A 20,570-nucleotide genomic window follows, 5' to 3' on the forward strand; every position below is an offset into this window, starting at 1 on the left:
TTGAAGAGTTGCGGCTTTTAGGACCAACTCTTGAAGAGTTGGGGCGATCTTGGGGATCTCTGGAGTTCAGGGCAGGCAGCGCTCGATGGTGTCGGCCGCGGTGGGGGCTCCGCCGGTGGCGGTGACGGCGCTGCGCATCGCGGCCACCCCGTCGGCGATCGCCGGGTCCTTGACCATGACCTCGACCGCGGTCTTCAGGGTGCCGGGGTCCAGCTGATCCGAGGAGGTGAGGCGGGCACCGAGGCCGAGCTGCTCCACCCGCAGGGCGTTCGCCTCCTGCTCCAGGGTCTGCGGAACGGCGAGCACCGGTAAGCCGAAGCTCATCGCCTCCATGATGCCGCCCATCCCCGCGTGGCAGACCATCGCCGTGGCATGGGCGAGCACGTCGAGCTGGGAGACGAAGCGGTGCACCTCGACGTTGGCGGGCAGCCGGCCGAGCGAGGAGAGCTCGATGCGCTCCCCGACGGCGAGCACCACCCGCCACCGGGTGCCCGCGAACGCCTCGGCGCAGGCCCGGTAGAAGTCCGGCCGGGCGTTGTAGACGGTGCCGAGGGTGACGAGCAGGACGTCGTTGTCGTCCGGCGGGTGCCACCGTCCGGGCGGCGGCTGCAGGCACGGCCCGACGAAGCTGTATCCGGGGCCGAAGAGGTCGCCCGCGTACTGGAACGACCGGGGATAGAAGGCGAGCTGCGCGTCGGGCTGCGGAGAGAGGAAGAGCTCCGGGTCGAGTGCCGGGCAGTGCTCGCCGAGGAACTCCGCCAGCCGGACGGCGTAGGCGTGCAGGACCGGATCGGCGGGGTCGAAGGCGTTCAGGGCCTGCCCCATCGACCAGTGCTCGTTGGAGACGAGCATGGGCCACAGCTGCACCGTCGGCACGTCCAGCCGGGCGCCGAGGACCCGACCGGCGAAGGCCATCCGGTCGAAGACGATCAGGTCCGGCGGGTCGTCCCGATAGACCGGTTCCAACTGCGTGAAGGCGGCCTCGGCCTCGTCCAGGAAGCTCAGCAGGGTGCTGCTGATATACCCCGCTCGGGCCGGTACGCGCAGCGACGGGTCCGTGTCGGCGGGCCGCAGCGACCGGTAGGGCCGCAGCGCGGCACCGGTCGGCTCGACGAGGGCGCGGCGCCCCTCGATCGTGCTGTAGCTGACCCGGTGCCCCCGGCGGGTCAGCTCCGCCACCACGGCGAGAGTGGGGAAGACGTGCCCCAGGGCCGGGATGTTGAAGAACGCGATGTGCTTACCCATCGGCGGCCGCCAGCTCGGAGAGGCGGAGGTCCGGCCGGGCGACCGCTGCGGCGAGGATCTGCTCGTACCGGCGGACCATCGCGCCGACGGTCTCGGGCCGGAAGAGGGCGGTGTCGTAGCGGATGCCGGTACGCAGGCCCGCCTCGTCGAGGCGCCAGATGTCGAAGACGATGTCGTGCAGCACCTTCGCGTGCCCGTGCGGGAACCCCTCGATCGAGAGCGGCCCGAGCGTGGAGTGCTGCGCCGCGTTGTCGTTGCGCATGCTGAAGACGACGGCGAAGAGCTGCGTCCGGGCGGGGTCGCGGGGCACCGCCAGCGCGGCGAGCACCCGCCCCAGCGGGACCGCTTGCCGCTGCAGCCCGCCGATGACGGTGCTCCGCGTACGCGTGAGCAGCTCGGCGAAGGTGGGGTCGCCGGACAGATCGGTACGCAGGGCGAGCGTGTTGGCGAAGAGCCCCACGACCGGCTCGAACTCGGCGCGGACCCGGCCGCCGACGGGGGTGCCGACGCAGAAGTCGTCCTGCCCGCTCCGCTCTCGCAGGAGCACCGTCAGCGCCGCCAACAGCAGCATGTATGGCGTGCACCGGGACCTGCGGGCGAGCTCGACGACCCCGGTGGCGAGTTCCGGTCCGATGTGGTGGATCACCTCCTCGCTGCTCGCCGCCTTCTCGGCCGGGCGGGGATGGTCCGTCGGCAGGTCGAGCTGCGGCGTCCCGGCGAGCCGGTCGTGCCAGTAGGCGAGGTCGGCGGCCTGGTCCTGCTCGGACTCCCAGACGGCGAAGTCGCCGTACTGCAGCTCCAGCTTCGGCAGGTCCGCCGGGTGCGTACCCTCCACAAGAGAGAGATAGGCGGCGCGGACCTCGCGGCCGACGATGCGCAGTGAGGCGCCGTCGGCGATGATGTGGTGCATCGTGAAGCACCAGACGTGGTGGTCGTCGGCGAGGCGTACCAGCGACGAGCTGACCAGCGGGTCCTCGGCGAGGTCGAGCAGCATGTGCGTGCGGGCGCCGACCAGGTCGGCGGTGCGGGCCTCGCGCTCGTCCGGCGGGAGGGCGCTCATGTCGACGAGGTCGGTCTCGATCCCGGCGGGCGGCAGGACGACCTGCACGGGCTCGGCGTCGCGGAGCACGAAGTTGGTGCGCAGGCTCTCGTGCCGGTCGACCACCAGGTCGACGGCGGCCCGCCAGGCCTCGACGTCGAGCGGTCCGTGGATGCGCCAGTTGAGCACCAGGATCGGTGACGCGTCGCCCGGGTAGGAGGTGCACAGGAACCAGTAGCGCTGCTGGAGCGCGGAGAGCGGCAGGTGTCTCATCGTCGCGCCGCCACCATCCGGGCGATCGCGTCCAGCGTGTCGAGGCCGGGTTCGGTGCCGAGGTCGATCTCCACGCCGTACTCCAGGTCGATGGCGTCGATGAGCCGCAGCGCACCGAGCGAGTCCAGGCCCATCGCGCGCAGCGAGCCGCCGCCCAGCGCGTCGCCGACGCCGATCGTGCCGGTGGTGGCGCCGTTGACGAGTTCGGCGAGGCGCTGCCGCAGGTCGGTGCTCATGCGCGCTCCCGCAGGCCGTGCTCCGGAAGGCCGTGCTCCCGCAGGTGGTGGGCGATCTCGGCGATGGTCGGGGTGTCGAAGAAGACCTCCAGGGGCACCTCGCGGCCGAGCTGCTGCATGATGCGCACGTTGATCCGGGTGATCGTCAGCGAGTGGCCGCCGAGGTCGAAGAGGTCCTCGTCGACGCCGATGTCGTCGATGGCGAGAACCTCTTGCCAGATGCCGCGCAGGACCGCCACCAGCTCGTCGGCCTCGCCTGCCGCCCCGGTCTCCGCCGCCGGTGCCCTGCTCGGCGCGGGCTCCGGCAGCGCCGCCCGGTCGAGCTTGCCGTTGGGGCTGACCGGGAGCTGCGCGAGGGTCGACCACCGGGTGGGCACCATCGCGGCGGGCAGGGTCTCGGCGAGGTGCCGGCGCAGCTCCGCGCCGTCCGGGGCGGTTCCCCGCGCCACGACATAGGCGGCGAGCTCGCCACCCCGCAGCGCCACGGCCGCCTGGGCGACGCCGGGGTGCTCGCGCAGGCGCGTCTCGATCTCCTCCAGCTCCACCCGGTGCCCGCGTACCTTGACCTGGCCGTCGGTCCGCCCGCCGTAGACGATCCTCCCGTCGGCGGCCCACCGGCACCGGTCGCCGGTGCGGTAGAGGCGCCCCGCCGCGAAGGGGTTGTCCTGGAAGCGCTCCTCGGTCAGGTCGGGCCGCCGCAGGTATCCGCTGGCGACACCGTGCCCGCCGATGCGCAGCTCGCCCCAGACCCCGATCGGCAGCGGCCGCCCGTCGGCGTCCACGACGTAGGCCTGCGTGTTGGCGATAGGACGCCCGATCGTGACCGCCGACGGCTCGGCCGGGAGCTCGTCGGTGGTCGACCAGATCGTCGTCTCGGTGGGGCCGTAGACGTTGTGGAGCCGGGCCACCCGCGCACGCACCTGCCTGGCCAGGTCGAGTGGCAGCACTTCGCCACCCGCGAGCGCGGTGATCGTGGCCCGGCCGTCGAAGCCGGCGTCGAGCAGCACCTGCCAGCCGGACGGGGTCGCCTGCACATGCGTGACGCCCTCCCGCCCGATCAGCGCGGTGAGTGCCCGCCCGTCCAGGGCGCCGGTGCTGCCCGCGATCACCAGCCGGCCGCCGGTGACGAGCGGGAGGAAGAGTTCCAGGCCGGAGATGTCGAAGGAGAGCGAGGTGAGCCCCAGCCACCGGTCGTCGGGCCCGCTGCCGAGGGTCTCGGCCATCCCGAGCAGCAGGTTGGCGAGCGCGCCGTGCGGCACGACCACCCCCTTGGGCCGCCCGGTCGAGCCGGACGTGTACATCACGTAGGCGGCCTCGCCGATGCCCTCGGTGACCGGCTGCGGCTCGGGCAGGGCGCCGAGGCCGTCGATGACGAGCGCGGGCCGCGCGTCGGCGAGGATGAGCTCCTGGCGGGCGGGGGGATAGGCCGGATCGACCGGGACGTAGGCGCCGCCGCTGCGCATCACGGCGAGCATCGCGACGACCGCCTTCCAGCCGCGCGGCAGCCGGACGGCGATGAGGGCACCCGGACCGGGGAGGCGGGCGGCGAGTTCGGCGCTCGCCGCGTCCAGCTCGGCGTAGGTCAGGCGGTGGTCGCCGTCGACGACCGCCACGTCGTGCGGGCGGTGGCGGACCTGGGCGGCGAAGAGCTCCGGCACCGTGCCGCGCTGCTCGCGGGCGGTGTCGTTCCACCGCCGCAGCACCGTGTCGAGCTCCGCCGGCGGCATGATCGGCATCGTGGCGACGTCCACGTCGTGGTCGTCCGCGACGGCGGCGAGCACGGTCCGCAGGTGCTCCCCGATGCGCGCCACCGCTGCCGTCGGGATCGCATCCGGGCTGTGCTGCAGGCTCACCGCGAGACCGTCGTCGCCGTCGACGATCTGCAGGTGCAGCGCGTTGCGGGCGCCGCCGCCGAACAGCGACCACTCGACGCTCGCGGTGACACCGGGGAAGGCCGGTGCCGGGCCGCGCCGCCGGTAGCCGACGGAGATCGGGGTGAGCGCCGGTGCCACCCGCAGCCCGCCCACCACCTGCGCCAACGGGACCGCCCGGTGCCGGTAGAGCTCGCGCAGGCGGGACCGCAGGCCGAGCGCGTAGTCGCGGAATCCGCCGGTCGCCGCCGCCACGGTGACGGGCAGCTCGGTGACGTGGAGTCCGATGTGGTCGGTCGTCTGCTCGGAGCGGGTGGAGAGCCCGATCGTCACCGGCAGCCCGGTGTTGCCGTAGCGGGCCAGCAGCACGTGCACGGCGCCGAGCACCACCTCGAACCTGGTCAGCCCGTCGACGGCGACGCCCGGCAGGGTGAGCTCGACCGTCGCGCCCGGCTCCGCGGCGACCGGCGTCCGCACCAGCTCCGGCAGCACGACCTCGCCCGGGGCGGCCCAGCGACCCGCCCAGTACGCCTTCGCCGACTCTACATCGGACGGTGAAGGTGCCGCCTCGGCCAACGGCTCCAGGGCTGCGCCGCCGTACGCCGCCGCGAGGTCGTTGACGAGGATCTCCTTGGAGGTCCCGTCGAAGACGAGGTGGTGCGCGGTGACGAGGAGCAGGTGCCGGGTGTCCGACTCGCGCAGCAGCGTGAACCTGGCCAGCGGCCCTCGACCCAGGTCGTAGCGGCGGGCGATCTCCTCCCGCAGCCGGGCCTCGCTGAACGGCGCGTCCGTGAGGGTGACCTTCTCCGCCGCCGGAACCAGCCGGGGCAGGTCGCGGTCGACGGCGACGGCGCTGCTCAGGGCCGGGTGCCGGGCGATGACGGCGGCGCACGCCTCGCCGAGCGCGTGCCGGTCCAGCTCGCCGTCGAAGCGGATCCCCACCGCCATGTGATAGGTGGTGCCCGCCACCGAGGCCTGCTCGGTGAACCACACACCATGGAAGGACTGGTTCACGCTGCCTCCTCGGTCCGGGCGTCGCGGCCCTTCGCTGCACTCACTGCCGACCTCCGGTGTCGCCGGGGAAGAGTTGCCCGAGCTGTCGTTTGAGGACCTTGCCCGCGTCGTTGCGCGGAAGCTGATCGAGCAGCACGACGCCGCCGGGGAGCTGGTGCTCGGCGAGCCGCTCGGCGAGGAAGGCGCGGACGGCGGCGAGGCCGAGGTCACCGGCGGTCGGTCGGGGCACGATCACCGCGGCGAGCTGCGTGCCGAGCACCGGGTGCGGCACGCCGACCACGGCGGCCTCGGCGATCGACGGGTGCTCGTGCAGCGCCGCCTCCACCTCCAGGGTGGAGATCTTGTAGGCACCCGACTTCACCACGTCGCCGTCCCGGTCGGCGAGGTAGAGGTAGCCGTCGCGCAGCCTGCCGAGGTCGCCCATGCGTACCCATCCGTCCTGAAAGGTGTGACCGGTGGCGGCGTCGTCGCCGAGGTAGCGGCGGGCGTGCGGCGAGCGCAGCCAGACCTCGCCGATCTCGCCGTCGGGCAGCGGCGACCCGGCGGGGTCGGTGATGCGCACGACGCCGGGCTGCACGCGCCCGACCGCGTCGGGGCGCGTCGGATCGAAGATCATGCTGGTCTGTGCGGGTGCGGCCTCGGTCGAGGTGTAGTAGTTGACGATCGCGGCCCGCGGGAAGGCGCGGGCGAGCCGCTGCGCGATCGCCGGCGGCAGCGGGGCGGCGGTCGACCCCACCAGGTGTACGCCGCCGAGCTCCACCCCGTCCAGCGCCCCCGAGTCGAGCAGTTCGATCGCCATCGCGGGGACCAGGAAGGCGGTGCCGACCTCGGGCAGCCGCTGTGCGAACCGGCGCGGCGTGAAACGGGGCAGCGTGACGGCCGACGGTTTGGCGCTGAGCGCGTTCATCAGCATCGTCTGCGCCGCGTTGGTGCCGATCGGGAAGGCGTGCAGGAAGCGCTGCGAGTGGGCGAGCGTCATCCGCCGGGGATGGGTCTGGACGCCCGTGGTGAGGTTGGCGTGGGTGGCGGTGACCCCCTTGGGCTCGCCGGAGGTGCCCGAGGTGAAGAGGATCTGCCCGACATCGTCGGGCCGCGCGTCGTCATCACCGTCCATGGCGGAGGCACCGATCAGCCGCTCGACCCCGGCTTGCCCGGTGATCGCCATCACCGCACCGCACGCGGCCAGGAGCTGGGCGAGCCGGGTCGGCGGCAGGGTGTCGTGCAGCGGCACGGCCACGGCGCCCGCCTTCTGGACCCCGCAGTAGGCGACGGCGAACCAGGTCCAGTCCTTGTTGGCGAAGACCAGCCCGACGGCGTCGCCCCGGACGACACCCCGGTGCCGCAGCGTCGCGGCGAGCGCGGTCGATGCGGTGTCCCACTGCTCGAAGGTGAGCGAATCGCCGCCCACCACGTCGATCGCGACCGCGCCGGGGTCGCGGGACCGCCGCAGGGCCAGCAGGCCGGGCACGGTCAGGCGCGGTAGAGGCGAGTGCTCGCCGACCCCGGACATGGAGAATGGCTCCTCACGACAGCTGGAGCGGGGATCGGCATCTCGCCCGCGTATCGATACGAGTGTGCATCTCAGTAGATCGATGAAGCATCGACCGAATGGAGGAAAGCGCTTTCCGTACGCGCGGCCTACGCTGTCGTGATGCCCGCCGAACCCTTCCTCGCCGAGCAGGTGACGGCGCCGTTCGCCGGAGCACCCGACCCCGGCGCCCCGCTCACCTGGGGCCAGCGTGCACTGTGGATCGCGATCCGCCGGCACGGTGCCAGCCACGCCATGTTCAGCCTCCGCCGGGTCGTCGCCGCACCGCGCCGGTCCACTGTCGACACGGCCGCGGCGCTGCGGGCGGTGAGCGGACTCCTCGCGCGGCACTCGTCGCTGCGGACGCGGGTGCGGACCGTCGACGGGGAGTTGCGGCAGGTGGTGGCCGAGCGCGGTGAGCAGCCGGTGCTGCTCGTGCCGATCGAGAGCCTCGGCGGCCTCGGCGCCGATGACGGGGCGGCCGCCGCGCAGCAGCTCGCCGTGCGGATCGCCGCGACCCCGTTCGACCACGAGCGGGAGTGGCCCCAGCGGATCGCCCTGCTGATGGCGGGGGAGCGCATCTGCCGGATCGTCGTCGTCTTCAGCCACGTGACCGTCGACTTCCGGGCGGCCGAGCTGGTGCTGAAGGACCTGCGCCTGCTCCTGCTGCGCGGTGCCGTGCGGACGCCGGTGCAGCTCCAGTCGGCCGAGGTCGCCCGGATCGAGCAGGGCGAGCGCCAGCAGCGCCGCTGCGAGCGGGCCGTCCGCTACTGGCTCGACAGCTACCACCGCCTGCCCGCCGAGACGCTGCCCTACGTCGGTCCGGCCGGGTCGCCCCGCTTCCAGCGCTATCTCCTCGCCTCCGAGGCCGCCGACACCGCCGCCCGCGTCATCGCCCGGCGGGAGCGGGTGACGACCGCCACGGTGCTGCTCACCGTGGTCGCCGGGGTCGTCGCGGCGTGGTCCGGCAGCGACACCTGCGGGATCTACACGATGGTCGACAACCGGTCGGCCGACGACTACCGGGAAGCGATCTCGAAGCTCAACCAGCTCGGCCTCCTCGTGATCGACCTCGCCGACAAGCCCGGTTTCGCCGAGGCGCTGCCCCGGGTCTGGCACGCGGCCGTGGACGCCTACCGGCACGCCTACTACGACCCGGAGGAGATGGCGCGGGCGCACGAGGAGGCGGGCCTGCCCTACGCCACCGGCATCAACAAGCACTGCTACTTCAACGACATCCGGCTCCTGCCGGACGCCGAGAGCTCCGGCCGGGCCGCCGACGAGGCGGCCCTGCGGGCGGCGATGTCGCGCAGCACGTTCACCCTGGCCGAAGGGCTGGAGACGTTCACCTGGCGGATGCGGGTCGAGATCGTCGACGCGACCGGCGGGATGGGCTTGGCGGTCACCGGCGACACGGGCTACCTGCCGACCGAGGTCGCCGAGCGGTTCCTGCGCGACCTCGAACGCCTGCTCGTCGACGCCGCGGTGGCGGACCTGCCCTGGCCGTGGACAGCCCGGTAGCTCTCGCCAGGTGCGTGTCACGTTTTGCAGCACAGCGTGGCCATTCGTGAAGCGGAGACCACGCCGTGCTGCAAAACGTGGCAGGGTGGCGGCGAAAAGGGAGGCGGCGACATGTCCACCGAGCCGTTGTACGACACCATCGGAGCCACCTATACCGTCACGCGGCGTACCGAGCCGAGGATCGCGGCAGCGGTCTGGGCCGCGCTCGGCGACGCGCGGACGGTCGTGAACGTCGGGGCCGGGACCGGCTCCTACGAGCCCGTCGACCGCGACGTGACCGCGGTGGAGCCGTCGGCCGTCATGCGCGCGCAGCGCCCGGCGGATGCGGCGCCCTGCGTGGCCGGCTCCGCGGAGAGCCTCCCGTTCGAGGACCGGTCCTTCGACGCCGCGATGGCCTTCGCCACCATCCACCACTGGCCGGACCCGATCGCGGGCCTGCGCGAGATGCGGCGCGTGGCCCGCCGCGTGGTGGTCTTCACGCACGACACCAGCGCCGAGGGCTGGCTGGACCGGTTCTGGCTCATTCGCGACTACGTGCCCGAGATCGCCGACCTCCTGCATGGCCGGCCATCGGTGAACGAGCTGGCCGACGCGATCGGCGCCCGCCTGGAGCCGGTGCCCATTCCGTGGGACTGCGTCGACGGCTTCTTCGAGGCCTACTGGCGCCGGCCGGAGGTCTACCTCGACGAGCAGGTCCGGCGCGGGATGTCGGTGTGGGCCAGGGTCGGGCCGCAGGTCGAGCAGCGAGCGGTGCGCGAACTCCGTGCCGACCTCGCCTCGGGCAGGTGGGCCGAGCGCAACCGCGACCTCGCCGGGCTCGACGCCGCCGAGCTCGGCCTGCGCCTGCTCATCGCCTGAGCCGCCCTTACGCAGTGGCGGGCCGGCGCAGCTCCTCCCCGAGGACGTGGTGGTTGTGGTAGTCGCGGGTCTCGACGATCTCGCCGTCGCGGACGCGGAAGAGCTGGATGTTGGCGATCCGGAACTCGTGCCCGGTGTGCGTCGCGCGGGCGCGGTAGTCGTACTCCGCGATGAGGACCTCGGGGTCGAGCGTCTGGTGCAGGACGACGTTCTCCACCCGGAACTCGAGCGGCGCCCCGTCGGCGAGCGCCAGGTGCGCCTCGATGGCGGCCCGTCCCTCCAGGTGCACCGGGTGGGGAAGCGCGAACGGCATCCGGACCTGCGCGTCGGCCGCGTAATGAACGGCGAGCTCCTGCCATCGTCCAGAGTGGATGATCTCCGTGCGCAGGTCGAAGATCTCCTGGGGGGTGAGGCTCATGGCGGCTCCCTCGGTTAGAATCGGAGTAAGCACTCCGTTAATTCGACTATATGGAGTGGACACTCCGATTGTCTAGGTGGACCCCGTGACGACTGCCAAACCGCTGCGCGCCGACGCGCAGCGCAACCGCGCCCGGCTGCTCGAAGCGGCGGAGGCGGTCTTCGCGGGCAGCGGTGCCGGTGCGTCGACGGAGGAGGTCGCCCGGGTGGCCGGGGTCGGCATCGGTACGGTCTTCCGCCACTTCCCGACGAAGGAAGCGCTGCTGGAGGCGGTCTACGTCGGCCGGCTGGAGCGGTTCGCCGCCGAGGCGGAAGAACTCACCTCCTCGGTCGACCCGGTCGCCGCGCTCCTCGGCTTCTTCACCCGGACCGTGCAGCAGGCGGCGACGAAGAACGCGCTGGCCGAGGCGCTCTCGGCGGCCGGTGTCTCGACCGAGCACGCGAACTCGACCGCCGGGACCGCGCTGCGCACCGCGCTGACGACCCTGCTCGACCGAGCTCAGCGAGCCGGTGGGGTCCGGTCCGACATCGGGATCGGCGACCTGGTGGGCCTCATGATCGGCGCGTCGCACGCGGTGTCGGGAAAGGACGACGCCGCCCGGGACCGCATCATCGCCGTGGTGGTGGACGGCCTGTCCGCCCGCCGCTAATAGGTCTCGAGCTCCTCGACCAGGGCACGTGCCCGCTTCAGCAGTGCGGGCGGGGCATCGCCCAGCGACAGCAGGTCGCGTTCCGCGGTACGCGCGTAGAGCAGCGCCTCGGCGTACCGCTGTCCGCGCTGGATCAGGTGGTTGGCGAAATCGCCCCGGCTCTGCGCGGACCGGAGCACCGCACCGGCCTCGTCGTGACCGGCGATCGCCGTGCGGAAGTGGGTGTCCGCCTCCGCCCACAGCGCCATCATCCCCGCGATGCCGCCGAGCTGGTGGTGCAGGGACGCGACGGTCGCGCGGTCCTCATGACCCTGCCATCGCAGGGCCGCCTGGTAGTAGCCGTACGCGGACCGCAGGCAGGCCGCCTGCTCCTCGGTGACGGGCACGGTGAACCTGCCCTCGATCCCGTCCCGGCGGACCTGCTCGCCGATCGCGTCCAGGTTCTCCTCGACGATCTGGTCGAACCGGCTCAGCATCAGGGCGCCCAGCCCGTCGAAGACGCGAGCGCGGTGCCGGGTGTCGGAGTCGGGCCCGAGATCCAGCGCCTCCTCCAGGCAGACGCGGGCCCGGTCGAAGTCGCCGTCGTTGCGGTACGCGTGGCCGAGGTCGATCAGGGCGGAGGCTTCGAGCGCGGTGTCGGAGATCCGGTGCGCGAGATCGACGGCGCGGCGGATGTCGTCGACGGAACCGTCGCGCAGCAGCTGGATCGCCTGGCTGCGCAGCGCCACCTGCCGAAGGTCGTCGTCGCCGTCGAGATCGCCGGCGATGAGGTCCCGGCGGGCGGCGGCGATCCCCCCGCGGGCGATCGGGTCGCCCCGGCGGGCGGCGAGGGCGTCGGCGTAGTCGAGCAGCACTCCCCGCAGGCTCACATCGACGAAGTTCACCTCCGGCTGCGGCAGGAGCGTCGCCGGGTCGAGCAGGACGGGCTGGAGGCGTTCGGCCATGGCGTACCAGGCGTCCAGGCGGTGGCCCTGCTCGTAGAGCATGCGCAGAGCCTGCAGCGGGCCGAGCAGCTCGTCGGCGCGGCCCCGGGTGAACGCGAGCTCGAACGCGTGGACGAGGTTCCGCTCCTCCAGCGCGATGATGTTGAGCGTGTCGCGGTTGCCGAGGTTGTATGCCCAGAAGAGCCCGTGCCCGAAGAGCGCGACCGACCGGCAGTAGGCCTCCTCGATCACCTCCGGCGTGCCCTGTCCGGCGGTGACGAGCTGGTGGAGGGCGTGCCGGAGGAAGGGGTGCGGGCCGTAGTGCTCGCCGTCGAGCCGCGTGAACCAGCCGAGATCGGCGACGCGGTCGAGGATCGCCGCCGCCTCGGCGTAGGTCAGGTCGGACGGCAGCTGCAGCGCGCGGTGCATCCGGATCAGGTGGTGGGCGGAGACGACGTCGCGGAAGGGCAGCAGGAGGGTGAGCGCCGAGCGCTGCGCGGCGGGCAGGCCGGCGAGAGCCCTCGATGCCGCGCCCGAGGGATCCGCGGTCACGCGGCCGGTGCCGAGGTCCGCGACGGGCGGCGCGGCCCCGCTGGTCAGCAGCCGGATCGCCGCGGGGTGGCCCTGGCAGAAGGCCCGGTCGGCCGGGGACCACACACCCGCGAGCTCGTCGCTCTCCGCCGGTGACAGGGGCCGGACCTGAAGCCGCCGGACGGTCGCCGGGAGCCAGGCGGCGCGGTCGCGCGATGTCAGGAGCAGCCGGACCGGTCCGCCGGCCAGGGCGGCGATCCGGTCGGCGAGCGCCCGCCGGTCGGCCTCGGGCCAGGAGGCGGTCCGCTCCAGCCCGTCCCAGATCCAGATGGCCGGTGCGTCGGCAGCCGGCTCGGCGAAGCCCGCCTCGGGCTCGGCACCGAAGCTGCCCCGGTGCAGCGGCCCGTCGACACCCCGGCTGGACCTGTACCACTCGGCGAAGTCCTCGGCGAGAGCGGACTTGCCGACACCGGCCGCACCCCAGAGCACGATCGCGTTGCCGGTGTCGAAGGCTCGATCGATGGAGATCGTGAGGTCGTCGCGGCCGACGAAGACCGGTGCCGCCGCGGCGGGTGCGGGCCGGTCGTCGGCGGTGACCGCCACCGGCGCGGCCTGCAGGATCACCGGCACCAGCCACTCACCGTAAGCCTCGTCCGCGGCGAGCCCGGCCCGGGCGACCGAGGCGGCGTGGCCCAGCGTGCGGCCCTGGAACAGCAGGTCGTAGAGGGTGGTGACGAAGGTGGTCGCGGTGGAGACGTAGATGTCGTAGCGCATCGCGACGACCGCCTTCACCCCGGCGTCGAGGCACCGGCGGGCCAGCGAGGTGTAGCCGGTCCCGTCCCGCGACGACTCCGACCGGCCGGAGCTGCAGGCGTTGAGGACGAGCGCCTCGACACCGTGGGTCGAAAGGGCCTCGCCCAGCTGGGCTCCGCTGACCAGCCGCCGGTTGCCCGGGGCGCCGGGCTGCTCGAAGACGGCGTACCCCTCGGGATCTCCGCCGGTCGGGCCGATGAGGCCGTGCCCGTCGAAGTGCACCAGGTGGTAGGGCTGCCCGCTCGCCGCGGCCGCTTCCAGCCGGCGCGACAGGGCCGCGAAGGTCGGCGGGCGCAGCACGTCGATGCGCGGGCCGCCACCGGCGGCGTGGCGGATCAGCCGGCCCGCGATGGAGCGGAAGGGCACGTCCAGGTCGGCGTGGGGGCGCGCGACGACGAGCAGGATCCGCAGCGGACCGGACAGGACGGTCACCGGGGCGGGGTCCGGGCGGCGCACCGTGTGCGCGAAGGAGCGCGCGGCGAGCGCCGGGCGGATGCCGCTGCCGGGGTCGCGGAGCATCTCGAACGGGATCGGCACGCTCCCGGCCAGGTCCGCGTCGATCTCCCAGTCCAGCCCGGCGATGTCGGCCCGCGCGCTCGACCAGATCTCGCGGGCCGCCGGATCGCCGTCGAAGATGCCCGTGAACAGCTCCCCGCCGAGCCGCTCGATCAGGGCGGCGCTCGCCGCCGCGACGGCGGGCGCCGGATCCGCGGGGAACTCCCGGAAATCCTCCAGGTACCACCGGATGCTCTCGCGCTCCCAGGCCCCCACCGGCAGGGGCGGCAGGGCGACGGTCGCGGTGAGCGAGTCCGCCTCGCGGTCCAGCCGAAGGTCGAGGGTGACGCCCGAGCCGCCGGGTTGGTGCGAGCGCCCGATCCACAGCATGTCGTGATTCGAACATGGCATCGACAGGAGCGAAAGCGAGACCCTACCGTGTGCCGCGGAGCCGACACCCGGCCGGAGGAGGGCTCGTGCGACCGGAGGAACTCGTCCTGTATGGAATGAGCATCGCGAGCAGGCCGTCCGGCGATCGGTCGGCGAACATCGAGGCCTCCATCGAGGCGTTCACCTCGGCCCTCGACCAGATCCCGGCCAGCCGCCGCTTCCCGCGTGCGTTCGCCGAATACCAGCTCGCCATGAGCAGGCAGGAGCGGCTAGCCGGGTCGGCCGAGGAGAACCGGGCCGCGGCGGCCGAGGGCTACCTGCGCGGGGTGAAGCTGCTGGAGGGGCTGCGCACGCAGGAGGCACGGGACCTGCTCGGCCAGACCCTCGGCAACCTGGCCCACCTCGCCGTCGCGGGGAACGACGTCGAAACCGCCATCGCGTACGCGGAGAGGTCCCTCCTCTATCTGGAGAAGTCGATCAATCCGCGCGCGTGGGGGGTGAGCCAGCAGAACCTCGGCAGCATGTACCTGCTGCGGTCGACGGCCGACCGCGCGGCCGACCTCGCACTCTCGATAGCCGCCTTCGACGCCGCGCTGGAGGTCCGTCGGCCGGACGGTCCGGAGCCCGCCCTGCACCGGCGGACCGTCGTGTCCCGGCAGCAGGCGGTGGCGATGCTGGCGCGGCTCGGCACCGCGCCGGGCGCGGCACCCGGCCCGGGCATCGAGCTGCTGGAGGCGCTGGCGGCCGAGCCGTCCGGCGACATCGTCCAGGACCGCCAACTGCACCTGCACCTCGGGCTCGCCTATCGCCGCCTCGCCGATCACGACGGCGTCGACCGGATGACGAGGCTGGAGGCGCGCGATCGGGCCCTGCGGCACTTCGAGCGCCTGCGGGAGCTGTCGGCGGACGACACGGACGAGCGTCGCGCTCGCGTCGACACGCTGGTGGCGATCGGGCGGGGTGAGCAGAGCGAGCGCGATCCGGTCGGCGCGACGGAGGAGTTCATCACCCGGACGGAGGCGTCGCTGACCGGCATCGCCACGGTGCTGGAGCCCGAGGATGTCGCGCGGATCAACGCGCGGTTGGCGGCGGCGTACACGCGCCGGCTCGCCGGTGATCGCGGGGACAACCTGCGGTCGGCGATCGGCGCCTATGAGCGGGCCCTGGCGGCCCTGGCCGGGACGACGGGAGGCAGCGGCGGCGCTCGCGGCATACGCCGACGCCGACGGCGACCACAGCCGCCAGGTGGCCGACGTGCTCGCCCGCCTCTACGCGCTGGAGTCCCGGGGGACGCGGCGCCGCTGGCTCCTGCCGCAGGTCACGCGCGCCTGAGCCGCGTCACCGCACGACCATCAGCCGGGTACGCCGACCGCGCCGCCCGGGCACCGGGAGCGGTCACCGCGCGCCGGTTCGCAGGACCAGGTCGGCGGCGAGGCGCTGCGCGTTGTCGCGGTTGGTCTCGATCGAGTTGGTGTAGAAGTGCACGCCACGGGTGAGCGGACCGAGCAGGTACATCCGGTCGTCGAGGGTGCTGTCGGCCCGCCGGACCCGGAGGGTGCCGAAGTCGACGTCGAGCCCGCCGAGCGGGTGCGCCACGAGTTCGCCCTGGAGCAGCAGGTGGTGCAGGAGCTCCGACGGGAGGACCCACGGGTTGTAGCCGGTACCGGTGGCGTTGATCAGGAAGTCGACGGCCGACCGGCCGCCGGTGCGGACGACGTCGAACCCGCCCCGGTGGTCCGGGTGGATCCCGCTGATTCCCGTGTGGACGGTGAGGATGCCTGCCGCCAGCATGCGCTCCACCCGGTACGCGTTGGCGAGCGGCATCGGGTGGCGGTAGGTCGACCAGGTGGAGAACTCGGCGAGCATGGTCTGCCGGGCGGATCCGCTCAACCGGTGCCAGATGATCGGCGTCAGCGCGGACATGGCGTCGAGGACCTCGTACCAGCGGACCTGGTTGTTCTCGGCGGCGTGGATGTCGGCCCGCAGCGCGGTCAGCGGATCGGCATCGTCGGGGCGGCGGATCGACTCCCAGGCGGCCGGCCCGCCGAGAGCCAGCTCCAGCTCGGCCCGGATCAGGCGTTCCATGGTGGAGAGGCTGATGCCGCCGGGCTCCTCCAGGGCGAGGCGTTCGACGGTGTCGCGGGTGACGAGTTTGAGGTCGGGGGTGTCGAGGATGCGCGGCTGGACCTTGGGCAGCCCGCGGCGGCGGGAGAAGCACGCGATCGGTCCGGTGTGGCCGCGGGCGTCCAGGGCGGCCAGCGCGTCGACGGCGGTGAGGCTGGTGCCGAGGATGCCCACCCGGGCGTCGCGGGGCAGCGCGTCGAGGAACGCGCCGTCCCACGGCGTCGGCGCGTAGGCGGGGTGCTCCGCCAGCCGGTTGTACTCGCCGGACGGCAGATCGCCCAGGCACAGCACGACGGTGTCGAGGTCCGGCAGGGGGATGCCCGCCGTCAGCCGCCACTGCCGGCCGACGCGCGTGCAGCCGGTGACCTCGCACCGGTGCGTGGTGACGGTCGGCGTACCGGTTGCGATCTTCTGCTCCAGGCACTGCCTCAGGTAGGCGCCGTAGAGCCGGCGGGGGACGTAGTCGATGAGATCCGTACCCGTCGCCGGTGTCCCGCGCCGGGCGGCGAGCCACCGTACGAAGTGGTCCGGGTCGTCCGAGTGGACGCTCATCGTCTGCGCCTGCATGTTGAGGATGTGCACCTGCTCGGCCGTCCCGTAGGCGACCCCGGCACCGAGCCGGTCCCCCTGCTCCATCAGGTGGATCTGGACCTCGGGACCCCCGGCGAGGCGGTCGATCAGCTGCATGGTGAGCATCACGCCGCAGGCGCCACCACCGATGATGCCGATCCGGATCATCGAGCGGCTCCGGCATCGGCCGCGGTCCCGTTTCCGGCGGTGACGACGGCGCGGTGGCAGGCGAGCAGCGACGTGGCGGCCGCGTCGACATCGGCGGCGGTGGTCGCCCAGTTGATCAAGCATAGGCGCAGCACGATCCTGCCGTTCCAGCGGCTGATGGCAGCCCAGCCCTCACCGCGGGCCTGGAACTCCTCCGCGACGAGGCGCGTGTGCTCGTCGCGGCCGCCCGGTCCGTCGAACCGCACCAGGACCTGGTTCAGCGTCACCTCGTTGAGGATCTCCACGCCCGGCTGCCCGGTGAGCCGGTCCGCGAAGCGGCGGGCGTTGCGGCAGCAGCCGTCGATGATGTCGGCGATGCCGCTGCGGCCGAGGCTGCGCAGCGCGGCCCAGATCGGGAAGACCCGCGAACGGCGCGACACCTCCATGCCCCACTCCACCGGATGGCGGTGCTCGGGCTGCATGTTCAGGTACTCCGCGAGCAGCGGCAACGCCGCGAGGTGGGCGTCGCGGTCGGCGATCATCGCGACGCCGCCGTCATAGGGGGTGTTGAGCCACTTGTGTGCGTCGGTGGCCCACGAGTCCGCCCGCTCGATGCCGTCGACGAGCTGCGGTCGCAGGGTCGGCGACGCCGCGGCCCACATCCCGAACGCGCCGTCGAGGTGCAGCCAGCCGCCCGCGTCGTGCACCCGGTCGGCGAGGTCCCCGACGACGTCGATGCCGCCGGTGTTGATGTCGCCCACGAGCCCGCAGACGATCAGCGGCGCGTCACCGACCTCGTCGAGTGCGGCGCGCAGCGCGGCGGGGACGATGCGGCTCTGGTCGTCGATCTCCAGGTGATGGATGCCGCCGCCGAGCCCCAGAACCTGCAGCGATCGGATCACCGCGGCATGCGTCGCGCCGTTGACCAGGACCCTGATCTCGGGGGCGCCCTGCATGCCCTGCGTCGCCACGTCCCAGCCGCGGGCCGCCAGCACGTGGTGCCGGGCCACGGTCAGGCAGAGCAGCTCGGCGTGGGTGCACGCGGGGACGAACGCCACCGACGTGGCCCGCGGCAGGCCGAAGATGTCGATCAGCCACTCGGCGCAGATCTCCTCGACGACGGCGGTGGCGGGCGAGATGTCATGGACGATGCAGTTCTGGTCCCACGTCGCGGTGAGCCAGTCCGCGGCCATCGCCACCGGCAGGGTCCCGCCGACGACATAGCCGAAATACTCCCCGTGCCCGGTGGGGACGAGGCCCCGGTCGACGCCGGTGACGAGCTGCTGGAGCACCTGCTCCGGATCGGACGGGCCGTCGGGCAGGCGGCCGCCGAGGAACTGCCGCAGCTCGGCATCGGTGGCGGTGGCGCGGACCGGGCGGTCCGGCAGCCCGCGCAGGTAGGCGAGCGCGTGGTCGGCGGCGGCGGGCAGCAGTGTCTCGAATTCGAGCTTGGTCATTGTCGAACTGTTGCTCGGGGGCATGGTTCCACCAACCGCACGTTCCGCGCAGTGGAACACTCATCGACTCGAACGCCACCTCGCCGCTTCCAGATCGCCGCAACTCTTCACGAGCCGGTCCTGAGCGCGGGGCCGGGGACGAACGGCGTCAGTCCCACTGGTCCAGGTTGATGAATCGGGCGAAGCCGCGCCACGAGTTCGGGCCCATGACGCCGTTGAGCGGCCCGGTGTAGCCGTAATCGGCGGCGAGGGTCTGCACCGCCCGCCACGAGTTGACGCCCATCACGCCGTTGACGGGGCCGGTGTAGCCGTAGCCGCGCATCGCCCGCTGCAGGGCCGCATAGGTGTTGACCCCCGGTACGCCGTTGACCGGCCCCGTGTAGCCGTTGGTGATGCGCAGCCAGTTCTGCATCCGGGTGTAGAAGACCGGGCCCGGCTCGCCCGTCGTCTCCGTGGTGGTCTTGGGCAGGCCGCCGGTCCCGGGCGGGTGCTGGGCGACGTAGTCGAGCGGGTTGATGCGTACCCCACTGGGGTTGATCATGTGCCAGTGGCAGTGCGGACCGGTGGAGGACCCGGAGCCGGGAGCACCCGCGGCGCCGCCGGATCTCCCGACGATCGCGCCGCTGCCGACCGCGGTGCCGTTGGCGAGCAGGAACGCCGACAGGTGCAGGTACTGGCTCTTGTAGCCGTCGGCGTGGGCGATCGTGACGGTGTGGCCGCCGGTGCCGTTGTCGGGGATGTTGGTGACGGTGCCCGCGCCGCAGGCGGGCAGGCTGGTGCCGACCGGCATCTTGAAGTCGATGCCGCCCAGCGAGCCGTGGTCGCGGTGGTCCTGCCAGCCGCTCGAGATGGGGTAGCCGGCGAACGGGTTGTAGATCACCGGCGCGGCGTGGGCGACGCCGGGCAGTCCGACCACGGCGGCACCGGCCACGGCTCCGCTCGTCAGAACCAGCAGGGAACGCCTGCTCAGGCCGGTGGCCGTGTCGTCGGTGCCGCAGCAGGCGGGCACCCGGTCTGTCGTCATGGGACGCTCCTCGATCTCCGGGGCGCGTCGGTCGGCGCCGTCGGTGATCGACATTACATAGACAATATGCGATAGATCAAGGGGTGGCCGGGAACCCCGGTGGGGCTCCCAGCCGTGGCTCACGGGTTGTTGGCGATCAGGATGTCGTCGACGTAGCCGCGGAACAGGCCCGTGCCGGCGGGCTGGTCGTAGCCGATGCGGATCTGGTCGACCGTGCCGCCGGCGAGCGAGCCGAGGCCGACCTGGACCAGGTTCCACTGGTTGGCGACCAGGCGACCGCCCTGGCCCTGGAACTGCGGGTGCGCCCGGACGCCCCACTGGTCGACCGCGCCCGAGTCGCGCAGGCTGCGCCCGTCGGTGAGCGCGAGGTCCAGCGCGACGAAGCGGGCGTTGGTGGTCTGCGGGTAGATCCAGTAGGTCAGGACGGACTTCGCCGTCAGCGGCAGGTGCACGTCGAAGACCCGGTTGTAGGAGTACGAGCCGGTGGCGCTGAGGTCGTTGCCGGAGTACATGAGCGCGTAGGTGCCGCCGTGGGCGGTCTCGGCGCGGCGGGCGCTCTCCATGCCGGGCAGGCCGCAGCAGTAGCCGCCGACACCGACACTGCCCTGCACGGTGTTGACCCAGGTCAGCGGCCAGTTGTCGCCGAAGTCCTGCTTGTAGAGCGGCCATGCGGTTCCGGCGCCGAGGACCGGCTGCAGGCCCGAGTGCCAGAGGTTGGCGAGCTTGACGTAGCCGCCGTTGGTGGGGTGGATGCCGTCGGAGCCGATGTCGGCGGGGGTGAGCCCGGCGTAGAAGTCGACGAGCCGGACCCTGTGCCCGGCGGCGGCCTGGGCCTGGGCGATCGCGGGCAGCTGCGCGTTGAACGCCTGGACCTCGCTGTTGTTGGCCGCGTCGGTCGACGGTACGAGGGTGGAGAAGACGACCGTCGCCAGCGGTGCGTCGGCGACGATGCGGTTCAGCAGCGCGTTGAGGCGGGCCGGGGCGGTCGGGAGCTGGTAGTTCTGCAGGGTGTCGTTGGTGCCGACGTTGAGCAGGACGACATCGGGGCGGTTGGCGGCGATCCAACCGTCCACTCCGGACGCGATCTGGTCGATGCGGTAGCCCGGGTGGCCCTCGTTGTCGCGGTCGGCGGCGGTTCCGGACTGGACGGAGCCGACGAAGTCGATGGCGACACCGGCGTCGAGGGCGAGGTGTTTGCGCAGCTCCTCGCGGTATCCGTTGCCGTCGCCGGAGCCGGTGCCCCAGGTGATGGAGGCGCCGAGCGGCATGATGCGCACCGGCGCCGCGGCGTGGGCGGGCGGCGCGGGAACGGTGAGGCCGGAGACCGCGGTACCGAGGGCGAGGACGGTCAGGGCATGGGTCAGTCGCATTCAGGACTCCCAGTTCAGGGATGGTGACAACGTTGTCATCGGGTGGACGGATCCGACCGGGGGACTGCGGTCGG

Annotated in this window: 14 protein-coding genes and 1 pseudogene; 4 read left to right on the plus strand and 11 right to left on the minus strand. The window is 72.8% G+C overall.

Features of this window, described 5'->3' with window-relative positions:
* Positions 1-66: 66 nt before the first annotated feature.
* Genes F4553_RS34510 through F4553_RS34530 form a run of 5 tightly spaced genes read right to left on the minus strand, consistent with a single transcriptional unit; the run spans position 67 to position 7,188 of the window.
* Complete coding sequence (locus tag F4553_RS34510) at positions 67-1,245, minus strand: macrolide family glycosyltransferase (protein WP_184844940.1); 1,179 nt, start codon at positions 1,243-1,245, stop codon at positions 67-69.
* Complete coding sequence (locus tag F4553_RS34515) at positions 1,238-2,557, minus strand: condensation domain-containing protein (protein ID WP_184844942.1); 1,320 nt, start codon at positions 2,555-2,557, stop codon at positions 1,238-1,240. The genes F4553_RS34510 and F4553_RS34515 overlap by 8 nt, the downstream gene beginning before the upstream one ends.
* Positions 2,554-2,793, minus strand: a complete 240-nt coding sequence (locus tag F4553_RS34520) for an acyl carrier protein (protein WP_184844944.1) — start codon at positions 2,791-2,793, stop codon at positions 2,554-2,556. The genes F4553_RS34515 and F4553_RS34520 overlap by 4 nt, the downstream gene beginning before the upstream one ends.
* On the minus strand, positions 2,790-5,678 hold the full coding sequence (locus F4553_RS42655) for a non-ribosomal peptide synthetase (protein WP_221470597.1): 2,889 nt from the start codon (positions 5,676-5,678) through the stop codon (positions 2,790-2,792). Before F4553_RS42655 ends, F4553_RS34520 begins: the two co-directional genes overlap by 4 nt.
* Positions 5,679-5,718: 40 nt before the next feature.
* Positions 5,719-7,188 carry a class I adenylate-forming enzyme family protein gene (locus tag F4553_RS34530; RefSeq protein ID WP_184844946.1) on the minus strand — a complete coding sequence of 490 codons (1,470 nt, stop codon included), beginning with the start codon at positions 7,186-7,188 and terminating at the stop codon, positions 5,719-5,721.
* A 141-nt stretch (positions 7,189-7,329) separates the two neighbouring features.
* On the opposite strand from F4553_RS34530, the gene F4553_RS34535 reads away from it, so the two are divergent.
* Positions 7,330-8,727: a condensation domain-containing protein gene (locus F4553_RS34535; protein WP_184844948.1), complete on the plus strand. Its 1,398-nt coding sequence runs from the start codon at positions 7,330-7,332 to the stop codon at positions 8,725-8,727.
* A 126-nt stretch (positions 8,728-8,853) separates the two neighbouring features.
* Positions 8,854-9,585: pseudogene (locus F4553_RS34540) on the plus strand (class I SAM-dependent methyltransferase); the annotation flags it as partial.
* 7 nt (positions 9,586-9,592) lie between these two features.
* Here the strand turns inward: F4553_RS34540 and F4553_RS34545 are convergent.
* On the minus strand, positions 9,593-10,003 hold the full coding sequence (locus tag F4553_RS34545) for a nuclear transport factor 2 family protein (protein WP_184844952.1): 411 nt from the start codon (positions 10,001-10,003) through the stop codon (positions 9,593-9,595).
* Between the two features lie 85 nt (positions 10,004-10,088).
* Between F4553_RS34545 and F4553_RS34550 the strand changes: the two genes are divergently transcribed.
* Positions 10,089-10,652, plus strand: a complete 564-nt coding sequence (locus F4553_RS34550; protein ID WP_184844954.1) for a TetR/AcrR family transcriptional regulator — start codon at positions 10,089-10,091, stop codon at positions 10,650-10,652.
* On the opposite strand, the gene F4553_RS34555 is transcribed toward F4553_RS34550, so the two are convergent.
* Positions 10,649-13,804, minus strand: coding sequence for a CHAT domain-containing protein (locus F4553_RS34555; RefSeq protein WP_184844956.1), 3,156 nt, complete (start codon positions 13,802-13,804; stop codon positions 10,649-10,651). The genes F4553_RS34550 and F4553_RS34555 overlap by 4 nt on opposite strands.
* Positions 13,805-13,890: 86 nt before the next feature.
* Here F4553_RS34555 and F4553_RS34560 point away from each other — a divergent pair, with 86 nt between their 5' ends.
* Positions 13,891-15,300: a hypothetical protein gene (locus F4553_RS34560; protein ID WP_184844958.1), complete on the plus strand. Its 1,410-nt coding sequence runs from the start codon at positions 13,891-13,893 to the stop codon at positions 15,298-15,300.
* Here F4553_RS34560 and F4553_RS34565 read toward each other — a convergent pair.
* From F4553_RS34565 to F4553_RS34580, 4 genes are all read right to left on the minus strand, one after another.
* Positions 15,200-16,666: an FAD/NAD(P)-binding protein gene (locus tag F4553_RS34565; protein WP_184844960.1), complete on the minus strand. Its 1,467-nt coding sequence runs from the start codon at positions 16,664-16,666 to the stop codon at positions 15,200-15,202. The genes F4553_RS34560 and F4553_RS34565 overlap by 101 nt on opposite strands.
* Positions 16,663-18,102: a pyridoxal phosphate-dependent decarboxylase family protein gene (locus F4553_RS34570; RefSeq protein WP_246467560.1), complete on the minus strand. Its 1,440-nt coding sequence runs from the start codon at positions 18,100-18,102 to the stop codon at positions 16,663-16,665. The genes F4553_RS34565 and F4553_RS34570 overlap by 4 nt, the downstream gene beginning before the upstream one ends.
* Positions 18,103-18,250: 148 nt before the next feature.
* Positions 18,251-19,126 (minus strand): M23 family metallopeptidase, encoded by an 876-nt coding sequence (locus F4553_RS34575; RefSeq protein WP_184844962.1) that lies wholly within the window; start codon positions 19,124-19,126, stop codon positions 18,251-18,253.
* A gap of 119 nt (positions 19,127-19,245) precedes the next feature.
* Positions 19,246-20,496 carry an SGNH/GDSL hydrolase family protein gene (locus tag F4553_RS34580; RefSeq protein WP_184844964.1) on the minus strand — a complete coding sequence of 417 codons (1,251 nt, stop codon included), beginning with the start codon at positions 20,494-20,496 and terminating at the stop codon, positions 19,246-19,248.
* Positions 20,497-20,570 lie beyond the last annotated feature (74 nt).

Source organism: Allocatelliglobosispora scoriae, assembly GCF_014204945.1.
GTDB lineage: Bacteria > Actinomycetota > Actinomycetes > Mycobacteriales > Micromonosporaceae > Allocatelliglobosispora > Allocatelliglobosispora scoriae.

Excerpts from the sequence above, each read along its gene's own strand:
- F4553_RS34535 (WP_184844948.1), top strand. The coding sequence starts at position 7,330 with ATGCCCGCCGAACCCTTCCTCGCCGAGCAGGTGACGGCGCCGTTCGCC.
- F4553_RS34545 (WP_184844952.1), bottom strand. The coding sequence starts at position 10,003 with ATGAGCCTCACCCCCCAGGAGATCTTCGACCTGCGCACGGAGATCATC.
- F4553_RS34510 (WP_184844940.1), bottom strand. The coding sequence starts at position 1,245 with ATGGGTAAGCACATCGCGTTCTTCAACATCCCGGCCCTGGGGCACGTC.
- F4553_RS34520 (WP_184844944.1), bottom strand. The coding sequence starts at position 2,793 with ATGAGCACCGACCTGCGGCAGCGCCTCGCCGAACTCGTCAACGGCGCC.
- F4553_RS34565 (WP_184844960.1), bottom strand. The coding sequence starts at position 16,666 with ATGATCCGGATCGGCATCATCGGTGGTGGCGCCTGCGGCGTGATGCTC.
- F4553_RS34575 (WP_184844962.1), bottom strand. The coding sequence starts at position 19,126 with ATGACGACAGACCGGGTGCCCGCCTGCTGCGGCACCGACGACACGGCC.
- F4553_RS34515 (WP_184844942.1), bottom strand. The coding sequence starts at position 2,557 with ATGAGACACCTGCCGCTCTCCGCGCTCCAGCAGCGCTACTGGTTCCTG.
- F4553_RS34555 (WP_184844956.1), bottom strand. The coding sequence starts at position 13,804 with ATGCTGTGGATCGGGCGCTCGCACCAACCCGGCGGCTCGGGCGTCACC.
- F4553_RS34580 (WP_184844964.1), bottom strand. The coding sequence starts at position 20,496 with ATGCGACTGACCCATGCCCTGACCGTCCTCGCCCTCGGTACCGCGGTC.
- F4553_RS34570 (WP_246467560.1), bottom strand. The coding sequence starts at position 18,102 with ATGACCAAGCTCGAATTCGAGACACTGCTGCCCGCCGCCGCCGACCAC.
- F4553_RS34530 (WP_184844946.1), bottom strand. The coding sequence starts at position 7,188 with ATGTCCGGGGTCGGCGAGCACTCGCCTCTACCGCGCCTGACCGTGCCC.